General features: G+C 53.4%; 15 protein-coding genes and 1 tRNA gene. 9 read left to right on the forward strand and 7 right to left on the reverse strand.

Annotated features, from left to right (window positions below; all coding sequences use genetic code 11):
* Positions 1-128 precede the first annotated feature (128 nt).
* From LIO64_RS07780 to LIO64_RS07795, 4 genes are all read left to right on the forward strand, one after another.
* The gene (locus tag LIO64_RS07780) at positions 129-1,610 is read left to right on the forward strand and encodes a beta-N-acetylhexosaminidase (RefSeq protein WP_290548876.1); all 1,482 of its coding nucleotides are present in this window, start codon (positions 129-131) and stop codon (positions 1,608-1,610) included.
* A gap of 52 nt (positions 1,611-1,662) precedes the next feature.
* A complete protein-coding gene (locus LIO64_RS07785; RefSeq protein WP_290548877.1) occupies positions 1,663-3,141 on the forward strand; it encodes a beta-N-acetylhexosaminidase in 1,479 nt (492 codons plus the stop codon).
* 16 nt (positions 3,142-3,157) lie between these two features.
* Positions 3,158-4,177: a methylmalonyl Co-A mutase-associated GTPase MeaB gene (gene meaB / locus LIO64_RS07790; RefSeq protein ID WP_290548878.1), complete on the forward strand. Its 1,020-nt coding sequence runs from the start codon at positions 3,158-3,160 to the stop codon at positions 4,175-4,177.
* A gap of 254 nt (positions 4,178-4,431) precedes the next feature.
* The gene (locus tag LIO64_RS07795; protein ID WP_290548879.1) at positions 4,432-4,881 is read left to right on the forward strand and encodes a hypothetical protein; all 450 of its coding nucleotides are present in this window, start codon (positions 4,432-4,434) and stop codon (positions 4,879-4,881) included.
* 94 nt (positions 4,882-4,975) lie between these two features.
* Here LIO64_RS07795 and LIO64_RS07800 read toward each other — a convergent pair whose 3' ends face one another.
* Positions 4,976-5,452 carry an NUDIX domain-containing protein gene (locus LIO64_RS07800; RefSeq protein WP_290548880.1) on the reverse strand — a complete coding sequence of 159 codons (477 nt, stop codon included), beginning with the start codon at positions 5,450-5,452 and terminating at the stop codon, positions 4,976-4,978.
* Positions 5,453-5,820: 368 nt separating this feature from the next.
* Between LIO64_RS07800 and LIO64_RS07805 the strand changes: the two genes are divergently transcribed.
* Positions 5,821-6,876 carry a DUF2971 domain-containing protein gene (locus LIO64_RS07805; protein ID WP_290548881.1) on the forward strand — a complete coding sequence of 352 codons (1,056 nt, stop codon included), beginning with the start codon at positions 5,821-5,823 and terminating at the stop codon, positions 6,874-6,876.
* A gap of 173 nt (positions 6,877-7,049) precedes the next feature.
* Here the strand turns inward: LIO64_RS07805 and LIO64_RS07810 are convergent, their stop codons facing one another.
* Entirely contained in the window at positions 7,050-7,400 is a 351-nt protein-coding gene (locus LIO64_RS07810) for a hypothetical protein (RefSeq protein WP_290548882.1), read from the reverse strand.
* A 249-nt stretch (positions 7,401-7,649) separates the two neighbouring features.
* Between LIO64_RS07810 and LIO64_RS07815 the strand changes: the two genes are divergently transcribed.
* Positions 7,650-8,171 (forward strand): hypothetical protein, encoded by a 522-nt coding sequence (locus LIO64_RS07815; protein ID WP_290548883.1) that lies wholly within the window; start codon positions 7,650-7,652, stop codon positions 8,169-8,171.
* 118 nt (positions 8,172-8,289) lie between these two features.
* On the opposite strand, the gene ruvC is transcribed toward LIO64_RS07815, so the two are convergent.
* The 5 genes from ruvC to LIO64_RS07840 form a co-directional block, all read right to left on the reverse strand.
* A complete protein-coding gene (gene ruvC / locus LIO64_RS07820; RefSeq protein ID WP_290548884.1) occupies positions 8,290-8,793 on the reverse strand; it encodes a crossover junction endodeoxyribonuclease RuvC in 504 nt (167 codons plus the stop codon).
* 41 nt (positions 8,794-8,834) lie between these two features.
* Positions 8,835-10,037: a DEAD/DEAH box helicase gene (locus LIO64_RS07825; RefSeq protein WP_290548885.1), complete on the reverse strand. Its 1,203-nt coding sequence runs from the start codon at positions 10,035-10,037 to the stop codon at positions 8,835-8,837.
* Positions 10,038-10,098: 61 nt separating this feature from the next.
* Positions 10,099-10,728, reverse strand: coding sequence for an MBL fold metallo-hydrolase (locus tag LIO64_RS07830; RefSeq protein ID WP_290548886.1), 630 nt, complete (start codon positions 10,726-10,728; stop codon positions 10,099-10,101).
* A 91-nt stretch (positions 10,729-10,819) separates the two neighbouring features.
* Positions 10,820-11,821 (reverse strand): dihydroorotase, encoded by a 1,002-nt coding sequence (pyrC, locus tag LIO64_RS07835; protein ID WP_345779578.1) that lies wholly within the window; start codon positions 11,819-11,821, stop codon positions 10,820-10,822.
* 396 nt (positions 11,822-12,217) lie between these two features.
* Positions 12,218-12,295: transfer RNA gene (locus LIO64_RS07840), tRNA-Asp, on the reverse strand.
* A gap of 236 nt (positions 12,296-12,531) precedes the next feature.
* Between LIO64_RS07840 and LIO64_RS07845 the strand changes: the two genes are divergently transcribed.
* Genes LIO64_RS07845 through LIO64_RS07855 form a run of 3 tightly spaced genes read left to right on the forward strand, consistent with a single transcriptional unit; the run spans position 12,532 to position 17,260 of the window.
* On the forward strand, positions 12,532-13,002 hold the full coding sequence (locus LIO64_RS07845; RefSeq protein ID WP_290548888.1) for a MarR family transcriptional regulator: 471 nt from the start codon (positions 12,532-12,534) through the stop codon (positions 13,000-13,002).
* A gap of 6 nt (positions 13,003-13,008) precedes the next feature.
* Entirely contained in the window at positions 13,009-14,145 is a 1,137-nt protein-coding gene (locus LIO64_RS07850) for an efflux RND transporter periplasmic adaptor subunit (RefSeq protein WP_290548889.1), read from the forward strand.
* 7 nt (positions 14,146-14,152) lie between these two features.
* The gene (locus LIO64_RS07855; protein WP_290548890.1) at positions 14,153-17,260 is read left to right on the forward strand and encodes an efflux RND transporter permease subunit; all 3,108 of its coding nucleotides are present in this window, start codon (positions 14,153-14,155) and stop codon (positions 17,258-17,260) included.
* Positions 17,261-17,335 lie beyond the last annotated feature (75 nt).

Consider the following 17,335-nt stretch of genomic DNA (forward strand, 5'->3'; position numbering starts at 1 on the left):
TGATGAAAAACTACCTCAAATACCTCTTCCCACCGATTTTGGCGTTGACCCAAAACTGGCGGCAGAAAACTTTCGTCTGAACCTGATTTTTTGATAGCTATGGCTTCCTTCCGGCTTATATTGAAAACATGATACGCCTGCGACATATTCTTGGCGGCATCCTGCTCGGCTTTTCCATCCCGGCAGGCGCAGCGGATAAATACAGCGTGATTCCTGAACCGGCAAAAACGGAACTCAAGCAGGAAACGACCAGGACGCTCAAACTCCTTTCCGACAAGGCCACCCCATCCCTAGGCAAGGACGCCTACCGGCTTTCCATCACTCCGCAGGGAGTCCATCTCTCTTCCGGAGGAAAGGAAGGCAGGCTCTACGGACTCGTTACCCTTCAGCAGCTTCAGGACCAGCTGGCCGCTCAGCCGGAGGGCATCTCCTGCGGCGTCATCCAGGACAAGCCCCGCTACCCGTGGCGCGGCCTGATGGTGGACCCGGCGCGCCACTTCATCCCTGCCAGGGACCTGAAGAAATTCGTGGACCTGATGGCCTACTACAAATTCAACAAGCTTCACGTGCATCTGACGGACAACCAGGGGTGGCGGCTGCCCGTGCCCGGCTATCCCCGGCTACAGAGCATCGCCTCCAAACGGGCGGAAAGCTTCGGAGACGGAACGCCCCACGGAGGAATATATACCAGGCAGGAATTGAAAGACCTGGTGGCGTACTGCGCGGCGCGCGGCATTGAAGTCATCCCGGAAATAGACGTACCGGGCCACAACCAGGCCCTGCATGCCGCCTATCCGGAATTCTTCTGCTTCCCCAAGACGGATATGAACGTGAGGACGGTGGCCGGCAACAGCAAGGAACTGGTCTGTCCGCAAAAGCCGGAAGTCTGGAAATTCTATGCCGCCGTTTTCAAGGAACTCAAGGACATCTTCCCGTCCAACATCGTTCATCTGGGCGGCGACGAAGCCCCCACGGAACTTTGGAAAAAATGCCCTCTGTGCCGAGAAGCGCGCGCCAAAGCCGGACTGAAGGACGAACAGGAGCAAATGAAAGCCTTCTTCGCCAAAATGACTTCCCTGCTCGCCAGGAACGGACAAACCCCGCAATTCTGGTATGAAGGCAACGCCGGCATCTACCATCCGGGGGAAACGGTTTATGCATGGAGGGCCGACCAGGCGAAGCAATCCATTGAAAAAACGAAAAAGGCCGGATTGAAACTGGTCATGGCTTCCAACGAATACTGCTACCTGGACTTTCCGCAATTCCAGGGGCAATACAACTGGGGCTGGATGAGGACGACCACGCTGGAAAAATGCTATGAACTGGATCCCGCTTTCGGCAGCGCTGGCCGGGATGCCGACCACATCCAAGGAGTACACGCCGCAGTATGGGCGGAACACCTCCCTACCCTGGGGCACCTCCTTTACCGCACTTACCCGCGCGCCATGGCGATTGCGGAAACAGGATGGTCCCCGCCGGAAAAGCGCTCCTGGGAAAACTTCCAGCAGAAAGTGAAGAACCACCGCGACTTCGTTCTCAAGCGTTTCAATTACGATTTGGAACGCACGAAGGAAAACGAACCATCCTTCCCGTGGGAAAACAAAAAGTAATTCCTTTGTTTTTCTTTACCATGCGCAGCCCGGCATGCTAAAAACATCCCGCATGCATCTCTTATTCCACCTTCTTGCCTGTGCGGTCCTCTCCGTACATCTGGCAGCCGCCCAGCAGGCGACTTACAGCGTAATTCCTGAACCGGCGAAAACGGAACTCAAGCAGGAAACGACCAGGACGCTCAAGCTCCTTTCCGACAAGGCCTCCTCGTCCCTGGGCAAGGACGCCTACCAGCTTTCCATCACTCCGCAGGGAGTCCATCTTTCTTCCGGAGGAAAGGAAGGCAGGCTCTACGGACTCGTTACCCTGCAGCAGCTTCAGGACCAGCTGGCCGCTCAGCCGAAAGGCATCCCCTGCGGCGTCATTGAGGACAAGCCCCGCTATCCGTGGCGCGGCCTGATGGTGGACCCGGCGCGCCACTTCTACCCCGTCAAGGACCTGAAGAAATTCGTGGACATGATGGTCTACTACAAATTCAACAAGCTCCAGCTCCACCTGACGGACGACCAGGGGTGGCGGCTGCCCGTGCCCGGCTATCCCAAGCTGCAGAGCATCGCCTCCAAACGGACGGAAAGCTTTGGCAACGGCGTTCCCCATGAAGGCATGTACACCAAAAAGGAGCTGAAAGACCTGGTGGCGTACTGCGCGGCGCGCGGCATTGAAGTCATCCCGGAAATAGACATGCCAGGCCACAACCAGGCATTGGCCGCCGCCTATCCGGAATTCTTCTGCTTCCCGGATCCCAAGACAAAAGTCCGCACGACGGGAGGGGTCACCCTGTACCTGGTGTGCCCCCACAAGCCGGAAATCTGGAAATTCTACGCCGCCGTTTTTGATGAGCTCAAGGACATCTTCCCCTCCTCCATCGTCCACTTGGGCGGAGATGAGGCTCCGCTGGAAAAAACATGGGAAAAATGCCCCCTCAGCATCAAATACCGCCAGCAGAAGGGAATGAAGGACGTTCATGAGGAACTGAAAGAATTTGAAGGGAAAATGGCCTCCATGCTCGCCGCCCGCGGCAAGCGGGTGCAGCTCTGGTACGAAAAACCGTGGGCTCAGGCCAACATCTACCGTAAAGGAGACACCGTCTTCACCTGGCGCATGGGGCTGACGCCCTCCACCATCACGGAAACCAAAAAGCAGGGACTTCCCCTCATCATCGCCGCCGGGGAACACTGTTACCTGGACTACCCGCAGATTCCGGGCCAGGACAACCGGGGCTGGATGCCCACCACCACGCTGGCGCAGAGCTATAAACTGGATCCTGCCTACGGCAGGCCGGAACATGAAACGGACCACATCATCGGCGTTCAGGCCACCATGTGGGCGGAACAGCTCCCCACCCTGAACCACCTGCTTTACCGCACCTATCCGCGTGCCTGCGCCATTGCGGAAGCGGGCTGGTCCCCCATGAACGTGCGTTCCTGGGAAAACTTCCAGCGCAAATTGGCAGACCATCGCCAATTCGTCCTCAAGCGCTTCCACTACGACATGGAACGCACGAAGGAAAACGAACCTCCTTTTAAATGATCCGCACCCTCTTTTCATGAGCAACGCTAAATTTGTCCGTCCGCACCGCCCTTCCGTAGAAGAACTGGCCCAGGGAGTCCTGGCCGGAAACCGCGCCCTGCTGGGCCGGGCCATCACCCTCATAGAAAGCAACGCCGTCAGGGACCAGGAATCTTCACGGGAACTCATCTCCAAGCTCCTGCCCCACTCAGGCAAGGCCGTCCGCATCGGAATCACGGGCGTTCCGGGCGCGGGCAAATCCTCCTTCATTGAAGCCTTCGGCACCTACCTGTGCAAAAAAGGCTTCAAGGTGGCGGTGCTCGCCATTGACCCGTCCTCCTCCGTCTCCCGCGGTTCCATCATGGGGGATAAAACCCGCATGGAGGAACTCTCCGGGGAGGAGAACGCCTTCATCCGCCCTTCCCCTTCCGGCGGCTCCCTGGGCGGCGTAGCCAGAAAAACGCGTGAAACCATGATCGCGTGCGAGGCTGCGGGCTTTGACATCATTCTCATTGAAACCGTAGGCGTCGGCCAGTCGGAAACCACGGTGCGCTCTATGGTGGACATCTTCATGCTCCTGCTCATCACCGGAGCCGGAGACGACCTCCAGGGCATCAAGCGCGGCATCATGGAACTGGCGGACATCCTGGTAGTCACCAAGGACGACGGCGACAACCGCCAGCGGGCGGCAGCCCACTGCCAGGAACTGAAAATGGTGCTCCACTACCTGCAAAGCCCCACCCCCGGCTGGACGCCCTACGTCCTGACCTGCTCCTCCCTGGAAGGGCGAGGGCTGGACACCATTGAAGAAACGCTCTTCCGTTTCCGGGACAGCATGAAGGAATCCGGCTTCTGGTACAACCGCCGCCGGAACCAGTCCCTCTCATGGGTTCAGGCCCTGGTGCATGAAGCCCTGCTCACCGCCTTTGAACAGCATCCCGCCGTGGCGTCCCGCATGCCCGTTCTGGAAAACATGGTGGCGGGGGACAAAATGGACCCCGTCTCCGCCGCGCACGACCTGCTGAGCCACTTCACTTATCCCGTACCCGGACATTGAAGAAATCCGCCAGCACCCTGGTGTACACTTCTTTCTTGAACTCCGGCAGCCACTCCAGCTTGAACTCGTCCGGCGCTATCTACTGGTAGACGCAGAACTCCCGGTGGTCCAGGGAGGGTTCCGGAGCATCCTCATGCAGCCGGCACGGTCCTGATGGCATCAGTAAAGCATGTGATCGGCCTGCAGCGATAAAAAATGATGACTGCAGCTCAAGAATTATGTAAAGAAAAAGGATGCAATAAATAATATTGCCTATGATGATGAAACCCGTATTAAAATATTTTACTCTTTCCGTAACATGTTCTTTGATGTTACTCACTGTTGGAATCTCTCAAGAAAAACCTATCACCTCTCTTGAAAATAAATCATTTCAATCTGCCAACTTCAAAAGTGAATGGGACGGAATTATTATTCTTAACCCTGAAAGCGTCAGAAAAATTGATATGATTGGAAAAGTTCAAGAGGAATATGTTAAAAAACTATATCCTGGTTATCATATCATCCTTCGCATACCTATCAAAGACAACAAGAACCGTTTTGTAGAAACACTTTCACTTGTAAACCTTGAAGGCAAAAAAGCTCTACTTCATTTCGATATGACAGAAGTCTACAAGAGCTTAAAATCCAAGGATAAAGAAACAAAGTTAAAAATAGAGGAATTGGAAAGCAATTACCTGTCCTTTATATCAGGCCAAGTAAATTAATCCGCTTCACTTTCCGTAAGACATAGTCTCTGGCAGTCTCAATTGTAATCAAAAGATGGAATCAGAACATGGTTCCACCTTTTTGTCTCTGCCTCTAGTTCATCGTAGGCCGGACATTGAAGAAATCCGCCAGCACCCTGGCATACACTTCCTTTTTGAACTCCGGCAGCCATTCCAGCTTGAACTCATCCGGCATGATCCACCGGTAGGCGCAGAACTCCCGATGGTCTAGGGAGGGTTCCGGAGCATCCTCATGCAGTCGGCACAGGAAATACTCCTGCTCCTGCCCTACAAAAGGCTGGTGCCGTTTTTCACGGACGTACTCCAATACCTCCGGTGGATAATCGTAACGATACCCGCTCCGGGACTCCACGACATTATATTGGGACGGAAAAAAACCGACTTCCTCGCCAATCTCGCGCCGCACAGCTTCCAAAGCCGTCTCCCCCGGATCAATCCCTCCCTGAGGAAACTGCCAAGCCCCTTCCTGCCTGGACCGTTCGCAAATCAATAATTTTCCGTCCTTCCGAACCAATAGCCCCGCCACATTGGGGCGATACATTTTTTCCATGCCTTCTTACCTAGCACAGCATTCCCTGCATTTCCAGCCATGTTTGATAAAGATTAATCCATCAATATTATTTTCTTATCAAATGAGAGGAATAGTTCTAAGCATTATTAGGCTGGTTAAGATTCATATCAATAAGGTGAATGTTTGGAGGATCGGTTCTACTACAAATGGAGGGAGGAATAGATAGAAGAGGATTTCAGAAAAAAATGGAAATTAGGGCAAGATGAATTGAGAAAATAGAAAACAAAATATCAAAAGTTGTAGCATTGTAATTATACACGGGATTGTTATAGTTGGGACATGGATCTCTTTTCTCGATAAAAGAAAAAACTAATTTATATCAAAATCTTCTCGAAAATATTTCTATTATGAAATTTTATAGATATAGACCTTTATCTGAATTATTGTTTAAGGAATTATATTACCAGGAAATTTATTTTGCATCCTATGCAGAATTAAATGATCCATTGGATATGTCTATACAAATTGATTTTCGACCATTAGAAATTAAATATGTAAATTATCTTTTAAATTTTATCAATAGATGCCATTTTATTCTTAATAATCATAAACATCTTAAACAATGTAATATATTCCCTAAATACAAAAATTTGAGAGATAGAATTTGGAAAAAAATTAATGATTATTCTCCTCTTGAATGTATCTCATTGAACAGAATAACTGAAATCATAGAGATGTCCATTAACGAACTAAACAGTGATTTTTATTTTGATGGTGATATTTTTAAATCAGAAGTAGTTAGATTACGCACTAAGTTCTTCAAAAAAAGTTATGTAAGTTGTTTTTCTGAAACAAATAATAACTTTCTAATGTGGTCACATTACGCAAGTAAACATACAGGAATATGTTTAGAATTTACAATAGAAAATAAATCGTTTCCTTTTGAGTTAATTGATTTTTACAATAAAGATAGTGCAGAATACAAAGAAGGTGTGGCATCATGGCAGGGAAGATCTATTAGATACGAGGACGAGATTAGAAAAGTAAAATATCAACCACTTCTCCCAAATATTAATTTTTTTAATTTTTCTTATGTATTTGCCAATGAAAATGATTGTGATGTCATAGGAATATCTAAAAGTTGGATGCATCCATATACAAACGAAGTAGCAGATAAGTTTCTTATAAAAACGCCAGTATGGGAATATGAGAAAGAATGGCGTATAATCTCCATGAATTTTGAAACAAATGAATATCCCGAAAAGAGAATTAGAAATTATCCTTTGGACTACTTAACTGGTATTTACTTTGGAATTAACACTTCCATTGAAGTCAAAAATCGCATAATAGCAATAATGGAGTCAAAACATAATAGCAAAATCAAATATTATGAAGCTCAATTAAAAAGTTCCTCTAAAATAAGATTTCGAGAATTTCCATTCGGGAGATATGGAAATATTTAATTGTTTAATTAAAATTCTAAAAAATCATTTTTAGAACATAAAATTATTATATTCATATTATTAACAGTTATCATATCATCATGAGATAATTCATTCTTCATATTTCTCGTTTCTCGCTCCGATGTCCATTCTGCTCTAAGATTTCATTTTCTACTTCATCTAAATAAAATAATTCATTCATTTACTATAGCAATCAATTTTATAAGAGACTCCCTTAAATATATTATTTCTTCTTTAATATCAGCTAATTTCTTCTCTGCCGTAGTTGCTCGATATTTCCACTTTGCAACTCGAACGTCATTTTCTTCGGAACAAAGTTTTCGTCTATCTATTAATTGGTAAATGGGAGGGGATACAATTTCACCTGTTTCTGTATCTATGACTGCTATTTGTTGAATTGTGCCACAACCGTCTTCAGTAGCAACTTCTTGAGATAATAAGGCATCATCAATATTTGAGGTAAAATCAATTTCTTCTCCAGTAGTCTCATTATAAATATAGTAACGATATTTTTTATTAGACATAGTTTCAGGTTATCAATTATATGATTTTTGTCTAGTATCTATTACACGCATTTTTCCATTCTCTCATATTCTCTACTCCAGAAGGTAGGAGGATTCATCTTCCCCTAATTGAGTCATTCCAAAAAATATGTGCTTCAGAGTGAGAAACAACCATCATTTTCTCAGTTTATAAACGAGCCATTAGGTTATTAGGAGGATTCCCATAAATTTTCCTTCACACAGCTTAATACCTGATATTAAATAAGAGCTATGAAACGCTTTTTTCTTTCCGCTTTGGCGTTGTGCGTTTGTGCCGCTGCTCCTCTTTCCGCCCAGTCCAGGACGGGGGCTCCTACCCAGTCCACGGATGATTACAACCAGAGCCAATTCTGGATCGGCAATTTTCCTGAGGGGCAGTATGTGGTGCATCTCAGCCGGATTGTGGCTGTAGCCCAGCACAAGTATATTCTGGACAATGCCTGCATGGTGTATGAAGTGACACTGATTACCATGGGGAATACGCCCACCAAATTTTACTATCTGGAAAACCTGGGACAGGGTTCCGGCATCAATGCCATCAAGAATGTGACCGAGCGGGCGAAGGAACTCGGCTCCGGCGCCGTCAACCGTGCGACAGGCGGAGGCATTGACCCGGATACCACTGTCGTCAAGGCCTACCCGAACACGAATACCGTCGAGTTCCGCGTAGCCACGCTGGAACAGCTCAACAAGATGTATGCCTCCCTCCTCAAGGCGTGGCAGGACGGGAAAGGAAGAACGTTCAAGCCCTGAAAGGCTGGCGCCAAATACTAAATATTAATGATGAAAGACTAAAGTTTGCCTTCTTCGAAGACTGCCTATCCGGCTCCATTTCCTTTTGGTCTTTTTTATTTCGTCTTTAGTATTTTCCTCAAATATATTTCCTCTCCATCATGTGGGCCTTCAAGGGGTCCGCGGCGAAGAGGTGGGTGAGGCCGATCGCCAGCGCGTCCGCGGCATCGGATTCCGGCGTTTCCCGGAGTTCCAGCAGAGCGCGCACCATGAAGGCGACCTGCGTCTTTTGAGCGCTTCCCCGCCCTACGACGGAGAGTTTGACGCTTTTGGGGGAGTATTCCATGATCCGCAGTCCGGCTTCCGCCGCGGCGATGACTACGGCCGCCTTGGCCGCTCCCATCGTAATAGCCGTCTGGTGGGACTGGACATAGATGATGCGTTCCACCGCCATTTCATCCGGTCCCCATTTGTCAATGAGGTTGCCCAGATGCTGCTTGATGGCAAGCAGGCAGCCGGACTGGGACACGCTCCGCGGAATGGACAGCGTTCCATAATCCAGGGCGCGCGCCCGTCGATGGTCGCCCTCCACCACGGCGTAGCCCGTGTTGCGGATGGCCGGGTCTATGGCAAGGATGCGCATGGGATCATCGTCACTCCCGCACGGAGAACCACATCACGCTCTTAGCGTCTGCGGCGCTTGGGACCGGCGGGTTTGACCTTGCGGACGGATTTGACGGGCTTGTCTTCCAGCAGGGCGGTATACGTGTAGTTGAAGCCGTCCAGCTTTTTGTGTTCAATGGGCTTTCCGATGAAGTTCTCCACCGCCGTGGCAAAGTCCACTTCATCCGCCGTCATGATCGTGAAGGCGTCTCCGGAGGCTTCGGCACGGCCGGTACGGCCGATGCGGTGCACGTAGTCTTCCGCATTTTCCGGCACCCGGTAGTTGATGACGTGGGTCACGCCGCTGATGTCAATGCCGCGCGCCGCCACGTCCGTAGCTACCAGAATATCATATTTGCCGCTCTTGAATCCCTTGAGCGCCTCCATGCGTTCCTTCTGGGGAATGTCGGAGTGCATGACGGCCACTTCTCCGCGGTAGCCATGCTGCTTGAGCATGCCGCACACGGCATCTGCCTCCTTGCGGGTGCGGGTGAAGATCATGACGGAATGGAAGTCCGTTCCCTTGAGCAGCGCCAGCAGCAGTTCGTCCCGCTGGTCCAGTGCTACCGGATAAAAGGCATGGCTGATGGTGGCGGCCACTTCACGCCGGGCGATGGTGACTTCCGCCGGATCCGTCAGGCACCATTTGGCAAATCCGGCAATCACCGGAGGCATGGTGGCGGAGAAGAAGAGGGTCTGCCGACCCTCCCACGGGCAGAGGTTGACGATTTTACGGACGATGGGGAGGAAGCCCATGTCCAGCATGCGGTCCACTTCATCCAGCACCAGGGCCTTGACTTCTCCAAAGCGCATGGTGCCGCGGTAAAAGTGGTCCACCAGGCGACCGGGCGTGGCCACCACGATGTCCGCTCCGTTCTTCAAGTCTTCCGTCTGCTTCCCGTAGCCCACGCCGCCGTACAGCAGGGCCACTTTCAACCCGGTGAATTCACCGTATTCCGCAAAGGCTTCCGCCACCTGGTCCGCCAGTTCCCGGGTGGGTTCCAGCACCAGGATCTGGGGCTTGCCGATGGGCTGAAGCTTCGTCAGCAGGGGGAGCGCAAAGGCGGCGGTTTTTCCCGTTCCCGTCTGGGAGGCCCCGATGAGGTCCCGTCCCTCCAGAATGATGGGGATGGCCTGCTCCTGAATGGGGGTGGGATGTTCATAACCGCATTTCTCCACCGCCTTCAAGACGGGTTCCGATAAACCTAATTCTGAAAATAACATTGATCTTGTATGCTTGCTAAAGAGTAGAGCACGGCCCCGCGCCATGGCGCAGGAAGCGTGGTCAGGAGATGAACGGATTGGTCAGCAGTTCATTCTTCACGGTGGTGTACGGACCGTGTCCCGGGAAAATCATGGTGGTAGCGGGCTGGTTGAGCACTTTCTTTTCGATGCCCTGTTTCAGCAGGCGCAGGTTTCCTCCCGGAAGATCCGTGCGTCCGATGGACCCGGCAAAGATGACGTCCCCCGTGAACATGATCCCTTCATCCGGAAGGTCATAAACGATGCTGTCCGGAGAGTGCCCCGGCACCTGGTGCAGGTGCCACAGCAGGCCGCCCCAATTAGCCGTATGGATATCCTGGGTGAGTATTTCATCCACCACAAACGGCTGGACGGTGAGGGGAAGCCCCCAGGCGTCGCGGGCCATTTTTTCCAGCGTCAGGTCTTCATTGTACGGCTGCCCGGCATGAATGCGGCAGCCGAAGATCTGGCGCATGCGGCAGGCGTCCTCCACATGGTCAAAGTGCTGGTGGGTGATGAGCAGATCCGTGATGATGATATCGGGTTTCTTGGAGTATATCCAGTCCGCGAATCCTGACGGGGCGTCCACTGCCACGTAAGTGTTATCTTTCGTTTTGAAAAGATAACCATTACAGGAAGCTATTCCACCCGTATAAACGCGAATCCGATCCATGAGCAGGGATTGTAGTGAGATCGTCCGGAATATCCAGTATAAAGACGATTTCCTTAAAATGCTTTCTGTCATCTTCCCAAGGGGCAGCCCGTTACACCAGGCTCCAGGGAATGACGCATCCGGCGTCCATCGGCACCACTTTCTGGCCGTGCCCCTCATAGGCCCCCGGCACCAGCATTTCCCTCCGTTGAAGACGCACCGTTTTGACTGGCGGAGTCAGTCCGTACAAAGCGCAGGCATGGCCGGAAACAAAACCCTGCAAGCGGTCCAGGGCGCCGTGTTCTTCAAACAGGGCCGCCAGACGCGGCAGAGCGATGGGGGCAGTGAATACGCCGGCGGCGCATCCGCACGCTTCCTTGGCATGAACGGGATGGGGGGCGGAATCACTGCCGAACATGAGGCGAGGATGCCCGGAAAGAGCCGCCTTCAGCAGGGCCTCCCGGTCTTCCGGCCTTTTGGCGATCGGCTTGCAGAACAGGTGGGGGCGCAGCATGCCGCCCGCTACGTCGTCCAGGGTGATGAGAAGGTGCTGGAGGGTAACAGTGGCCGCCAGGTTTTCAAATTCATCCAGCAGCTGCACGGCGGAAGCCGTGGTAATGTGCTCCATGCAGATGGTCAGCCGAGGGAAGCGGGTAGCCAGATCACGGTAAACATCCAGGAATTCGGCTTCCCGGTCCATCACGAATCCGTGGCTTTCTCCGTGCACCAGCAAGGGTATGCCCATTTCCTGCATGATGGACATGGTGGCTTCCGCATCTTTCATGGCCTTTACACCCCCTTCGCTGTTCGTAGTAGCTCCCGCCGGGTACAGCTTGATACCGAACACCAGTTCCCTGAGCCGGGCCAGTTCCTTTTCGGAATAGGAGCGGAAAAACGCCGTCATGTACGGCTGGAAGACATTTCCCCCGCATGCGGCCATCACCCGCTGCCGATAAGCCAGCACCGCTTCCGCATCCGCCACCGGGGGCACCAGGTTGGGCATGATGACCGCTCCGGCAAAGGAAGAGGAACTCAGGGGCGCGACCAGCTTCAGCATGTCGCCGTCCCTCAGGTGAAGGTGCATGTCCAACGGGGAGTGCAATTCCAGAATCATGCGGACATCATGATGGAAGACGGAACCGAAATCAAGCATGGTCCCCTGCTCCGCGGGAAGGAGAAATTTTCCGGAGAGAAGGAGAAGGGATAATTTCCCTTCGCTGCGCTTCGAATTGTTTTATGCGAAGACTGGGAAACCGGGCAAACCCGGTTGGACGGAAAGCACAGCTCGAAGCCCGCAGGATGAGTGAGTCCGAAGGATAAACAAATCAAACCTCCGCTCCCAGCTGGATGTCTTTCATTTAAATCACGAGGAATTGCCCTTTCTCAGTAACTCTTGACCCGCACTGCCGGGATGTGTTTCAGGAAAACAGGATAAACGGCTGGATTCTGTAGAACCGGACTGTCCCGGACACAAAAAAGGCCGCCCGGAGGCGGCTTTTTTTGAACAAGGTGGCGAAGCGGACGGGGCTCGAACCCGCGACCTCCAGCGTGACAGGCTGGCGCTCTAACCGAACTGAGCTACCGCTCCCTGACCTTGGGTGCTTGCCCAGGCCTTGCGGCCGGGACGTGGAGGCTTATACACGCCTTTATACCCCAGTGACAAGAAAAAAAGTCTTTTTTTGCAACTTCTCCAACCGCCGGAAGTTTGTATGGTGGTAAGGGAGGAAGCTTTTTATTTTCCGATTATTTAATCAATGGTAACAAATCCTCAACTTTATTTGTTTTAGTTTGACAACAGTTAACCATTTTTGACATAACAGTCGCATGCTTCAACCTGCCGTGGATATCACTACCTCCGTTCACAAATTTGAGACCATTCTCTACCAGTTTAAACGGGATAACCTGAATGAGGTGGACCAGAGCCACTACCAGAAGATCATGGGACTCTCCGTCCGGCAAATGAATGCCCTGGGCGCCCTGAACCGGCTGATGACCAACCGCCATGAAGGCATTCCCCTGAAGACGCTCGCGCACCATCTCCGCATGAGCATTCCTTCCACTTCCCTGCTGGTGGACAGCATGGTGAAGAAAGGCCTGTTTGACCGCAAGGAGAATCCGCGCGACAGGCGTTCCCTCTGCATCCGCCTTTCCGAGGAGGGGGAATCCAGATTCCAGATGCTTTACAACGGCATGAAAAAACGGGTGGACACCCTGTTCAGCATCCTGACGGAAGAAGACAGGGAGAATTTCTGCCGCATTGTGGATAACCTTTACAACCACGTTTACAGTAAATAATACCATATGAAAAAACATACGCACGAACGGAAGGTTCCCCTCCGCCTGCTGGCCGGGTCCGGCCTGCTTTTCTCTCTCATCATGCCGGGTTATTCCCAGGGGGCGCCGGGAGGAGCCGCCGCCAAGCCCAGCACCGTGCTTGTCCAGAAAGCAGCGGCGATCGACAGCGCGGTGAACAAGAAGTACATCGGCCAGGTGGAATCCATTGACCGGGTGACCGTACAGCCCCGAGTTTCCGGCAACATCGTAGCCACCCGCTTCCGGGAAGGCAACGTGGTCAAGAAGGGAGACCTCCTTTTCGAAATAGAAGACACGCGTTACAAGGCAGCCGTGGAGGAAGCGGTAGCCAAGAAGGCCCAGCTGCAAGCCAAGCTGCTTTATGCCAGGAACAGCTTTGAGCGCTATAACAGGCTGCTGGCCTCCAAGTCCGTTTCCATGGATACGGTGGAAAACGCAAAGAGCACCATGCATGCCCTGGAAGCGGAAATCCAGTCCGCGGACGCCGCCATCACCGTAGCCAGGGACGATCTTAATTACACCAGGCTCACGGCCCCCATCACGGGGCGTACGGGCCGCGTCACTTTTTCCACGGGCAATTACATCACCCCCACCTCCGGGTCCCTGGTGACCATCACGGGCGTGGATGAGGTGTATGTGAAATTCCCCATCAGCGAACGCGATTTTCTTTCCCTGTTCGGCACCCAGGAGACCATGAAGAAGGAAGCCATTGTGGCCGTCACTCTCGCCAACGGCAAGGCGTACGACCAGCCGGGCAAGATTTTCATGACGGACAACACCGTCCAGCCAACCACGGATACCCTGAACGTCTGGGCCAAGTTCCCCAATCCGGAAGACGTGCTGACACCCGGCGGCATCGTCACGGTCAATCTTTCCAAGAAGAATGTGGACCGCTTCCCGGCGGCCAACATTTCCTCCGTGATGCATGACGCCTACAAAAGCTACGTTTACGTGGTGAACGACCAGGGCGTGGTGGAACGCCGGGACGTTACGCTGGGCAACACGGTCAATAATCAACAGTGCTTCAGCTCCGGCGTGAAGGAAGGGGAAGTCATCATCATCGACGGCATGCATAAAGTGCGCCCCGGCGCCAAGGTGAATCCGGTGTCTGCCGCTCAAAACTGATCATCCCATGATTGCGGACCTGTTTATCAAACGCCCCAAATTCGCCATTGTCATCGCCATCCTGATGGTTCTGGCGGGCGGCATCTGCCTGCAGCAGCTGCCTATTGCGGAGTATCCGGAAATCGCCCCCACCAGCATCAACGTGCAGGCTACCTACACGGGCGCAAGCGCCCAGGTGGTGATGGAGACGCTGGCCTCTCCCATTGAGGAAGAACTCAACGGGCTGGAAAACCTGCTTTATTTCTCCTCCAAGTCGGACAACACCGGCGGCTATTCCCTGTCCCTGACGTTCAAGAGCGGCACGGACTCGGACATTAACATGGTGAACGTCCAGAACGCCCTGAAACGGGTGGAGTACAAGCTTCCCAAGGAAGTGACGGACCAGGGCATCAAAATCCGGAAACGCTCCTCGGACATCCTGGGCTTCTTCGCCTTCCGGTCCACGAGCATGAGCTCCCTGGAACTGAACAACTTCGTCAAGTCCAGGGTGAAGGACGAGATCGCCCGCGTACCGGGTATTTCCGCCGTTAACCTGATGCCGGAAAAGAATTACAGCATGCGCATCTGGCTGGACGCCCTGCGCATGTCCGCCCTGAACATCACGCCGGATGACGTTTCCAACGCCATCAAGGCGCAGAACGTTCAGGCCGCCGCCGGTTCCATCGGCTCCGAAGGGGAAAACAATTTCATCCAGTACAAGGTGAACGTCACCGGGCGCCTGAAAACCGTGGAGGAATTCAGCCAGATCATCGTCCGCACCGGACAGAACGGCCATGTCACCCGTCTGGACGATATTGCCCGCATTGAGCTGGGCGCGGAGACCTACACGGGCAGCAGCCGCAACAACGGGGAAGATTCCGTGAACATGGCCGTGTACCGCCTGGACGACGCCAACGCCCTGGAAGCCATGAACGGCGTCAAGGATACGCTGGTAAAATTAAAGGAACGCTTCCCGGACGGAGTCAGCTATGTCGTCAGCTACGACCCCACGGAATACATTTCCGCCACCATGGCGGAAATCCTGGAAACGCTGATCATCGCCCTGATCCTGGTGGTGGGCATCACGTACGTGTTCCTTCAGGACTGGCGCGCCACGCTCATTCCGGCGCTGGCCATTCCCGTCTCCCTGATCGGCACCTTCGCCATCCTGCTGCCGCTGGGCTTTTCCATCAACGTGCTGACCATGTTCGGCCTGATCCTGGTGATCGGCTCCCTGGTGGACGACGGCATCATCGTCGTGGAGAATACCATGCGCATTCTGGAAACGGAAGACCTGTCCCCGGAAGAAGCCACCAAGAAGAGCATGCACCAGATTACGGGGGCCATCATCGCCACCACGCTGGTGACGGTGGCCATTTACGTGCCCATTGCCTTCTTCGGAGGCATGGTGGGGAACATTTACATGCAGTTCTCCGTGACCATGTGCGTGGCCCTCTGCCTTTCCGCCATCAATTCCCTGACGCTCAGCCCCGCCCTGTGCGTGCTGCTGCTGAAAGGGAAGAAAAAGACGCAGAGAAGGTTCAGCCTCTTCCGCCCCTTCAATGCCACGCTGGAATGGACGCGCAGGAGCTACATCAAATGTGCCGGCGTCATGGTGCGCCGCGCGTGGCTCACGCTGATTCTGCTGGCCGCCGTCCTGCTCGCCAACTGGAAACTGTTTGAGACTGTTCCCAAATCCTTCCTTCCGCCGGAAGACAAGGGAACCGTCTTCTGCGACATTCAGCTGGCTCCGGGCGCCACGCTGGGCCGTACGGAACAGGCCATGCGCAGTGCGGAACAGAAGCTCATGAGCATTCCCGGCGTGCGCCAGGTTTCCTCCACCTCCGGGTTCAGCTTCATGGGCGGCAACGGGGAAAACCTGGGCATGTGCATCGCCCAGCTAGACTCCTGGGACAAGCGCAAAACGCCGGACCTTTCCCTGAACTCCATCATGCAGAAGGCTTCCATCCTCTGTGATGAGATTCCCGCGGCCAAGGCCACGGTGTTCAGCCCGCCCGCCATCATGGGGCTGGGCCTGACGGGCGGCGTCTCCTTCATGCTCCAGGCCAGCGGGGAAGAAACGCCCAAGGACCTGGAACGCGCGACGAACGACCTGCTGGACAAGATCAACAAGCTGCCGGGGACCATGTACGCCCGCAGCCCTTATGAGGCCAACACGCCCCAGCTTTTCCTGAACATCGACCGTGAAAAGGCGCAGAGCATGCACGTGCCCGTCAACCGCATTTTCACGACTTTGCAGAGCAAGCTGGCTTCCATGTACATCAATGATTTCAACCTGATCGGCTACACGTTCAAGGTGAAGATGCAGTCCGCGGCGCAGGACCGCACCAGCATCAACGACATCATGAACACCTACATCCAGAACGACCAGGGCCAGATGGTGCCGCTCAGTTCCGTAGCCACCCTGTCTTACATGGTCGGGCCGCGCCAGATCTCCCGCTTCAACCAGCTCATGTCCGCGGAAATAACCGCCCAGGCCAAGCCGGGCGTCAGCAGCGGCCAGCTGATGAACCAGATTGAAGCCATTCCGCTGCCGGAAAATTACTCCATCACCTGGACGGACATGAGCTACCAGGAACGCCAGAACGACGGAAAAATCGTCCTGCTGATGGGCTTGGCCCTGCTCTTCGGCTACCTGTTCCTGGTAGCGCAGTATGAAAGCTGGACGGTGCCCATTTCCGTCATTGTCTCCGTCTCCGTGGCCCTGCTGGGCGCTCTGCTGGGGCTGCTCATCTGCAACACCCCCCTGAGCATTTACGCCCAGCTGGGGCTGGTGATGCTGGTGGGCCTGGCCGGGAAGAACGCCATCCTGATGGTGGAATTCTCCAAGATGGAACGGGAGCGCGGCGTACCTATCCAGCAGGCGGCCCTGGAAGGGGCGCGGCAGCGCTTCCGCGCCGTGATGATGACGGCCATTTCCTTCATCATCGGGGTCTTTCCCATGGTCATCGCCTCCGGCGCGGGCGCGGCAAGCCGCCAGGCCATCGGCATCACCACCTTCTACGGCATGATCCTTGCCACCATAGTGGGCATCCTGTTCATTCCGGCCCTGTACGCCATGTTCCAGCGCTATCGTGAATGGGTGAAGGCCCAGTTCACCGGAAAGGCCCCATAACGGGAGAAGAAATTCTCTTCCCGGAGGACGGAGCGGTTCTGCCGCTCCGTCTTTTTTTGCGCTTTAACAAACATC

The organism is Akkermansia sp. (genome assembly GCF_020860705.1).
GTDB lineage: Bacteria > Verrucomicrobiota > Verrucomicrobiia > Verrucomicrobiales > Akkermansiaceae > Akkermansia.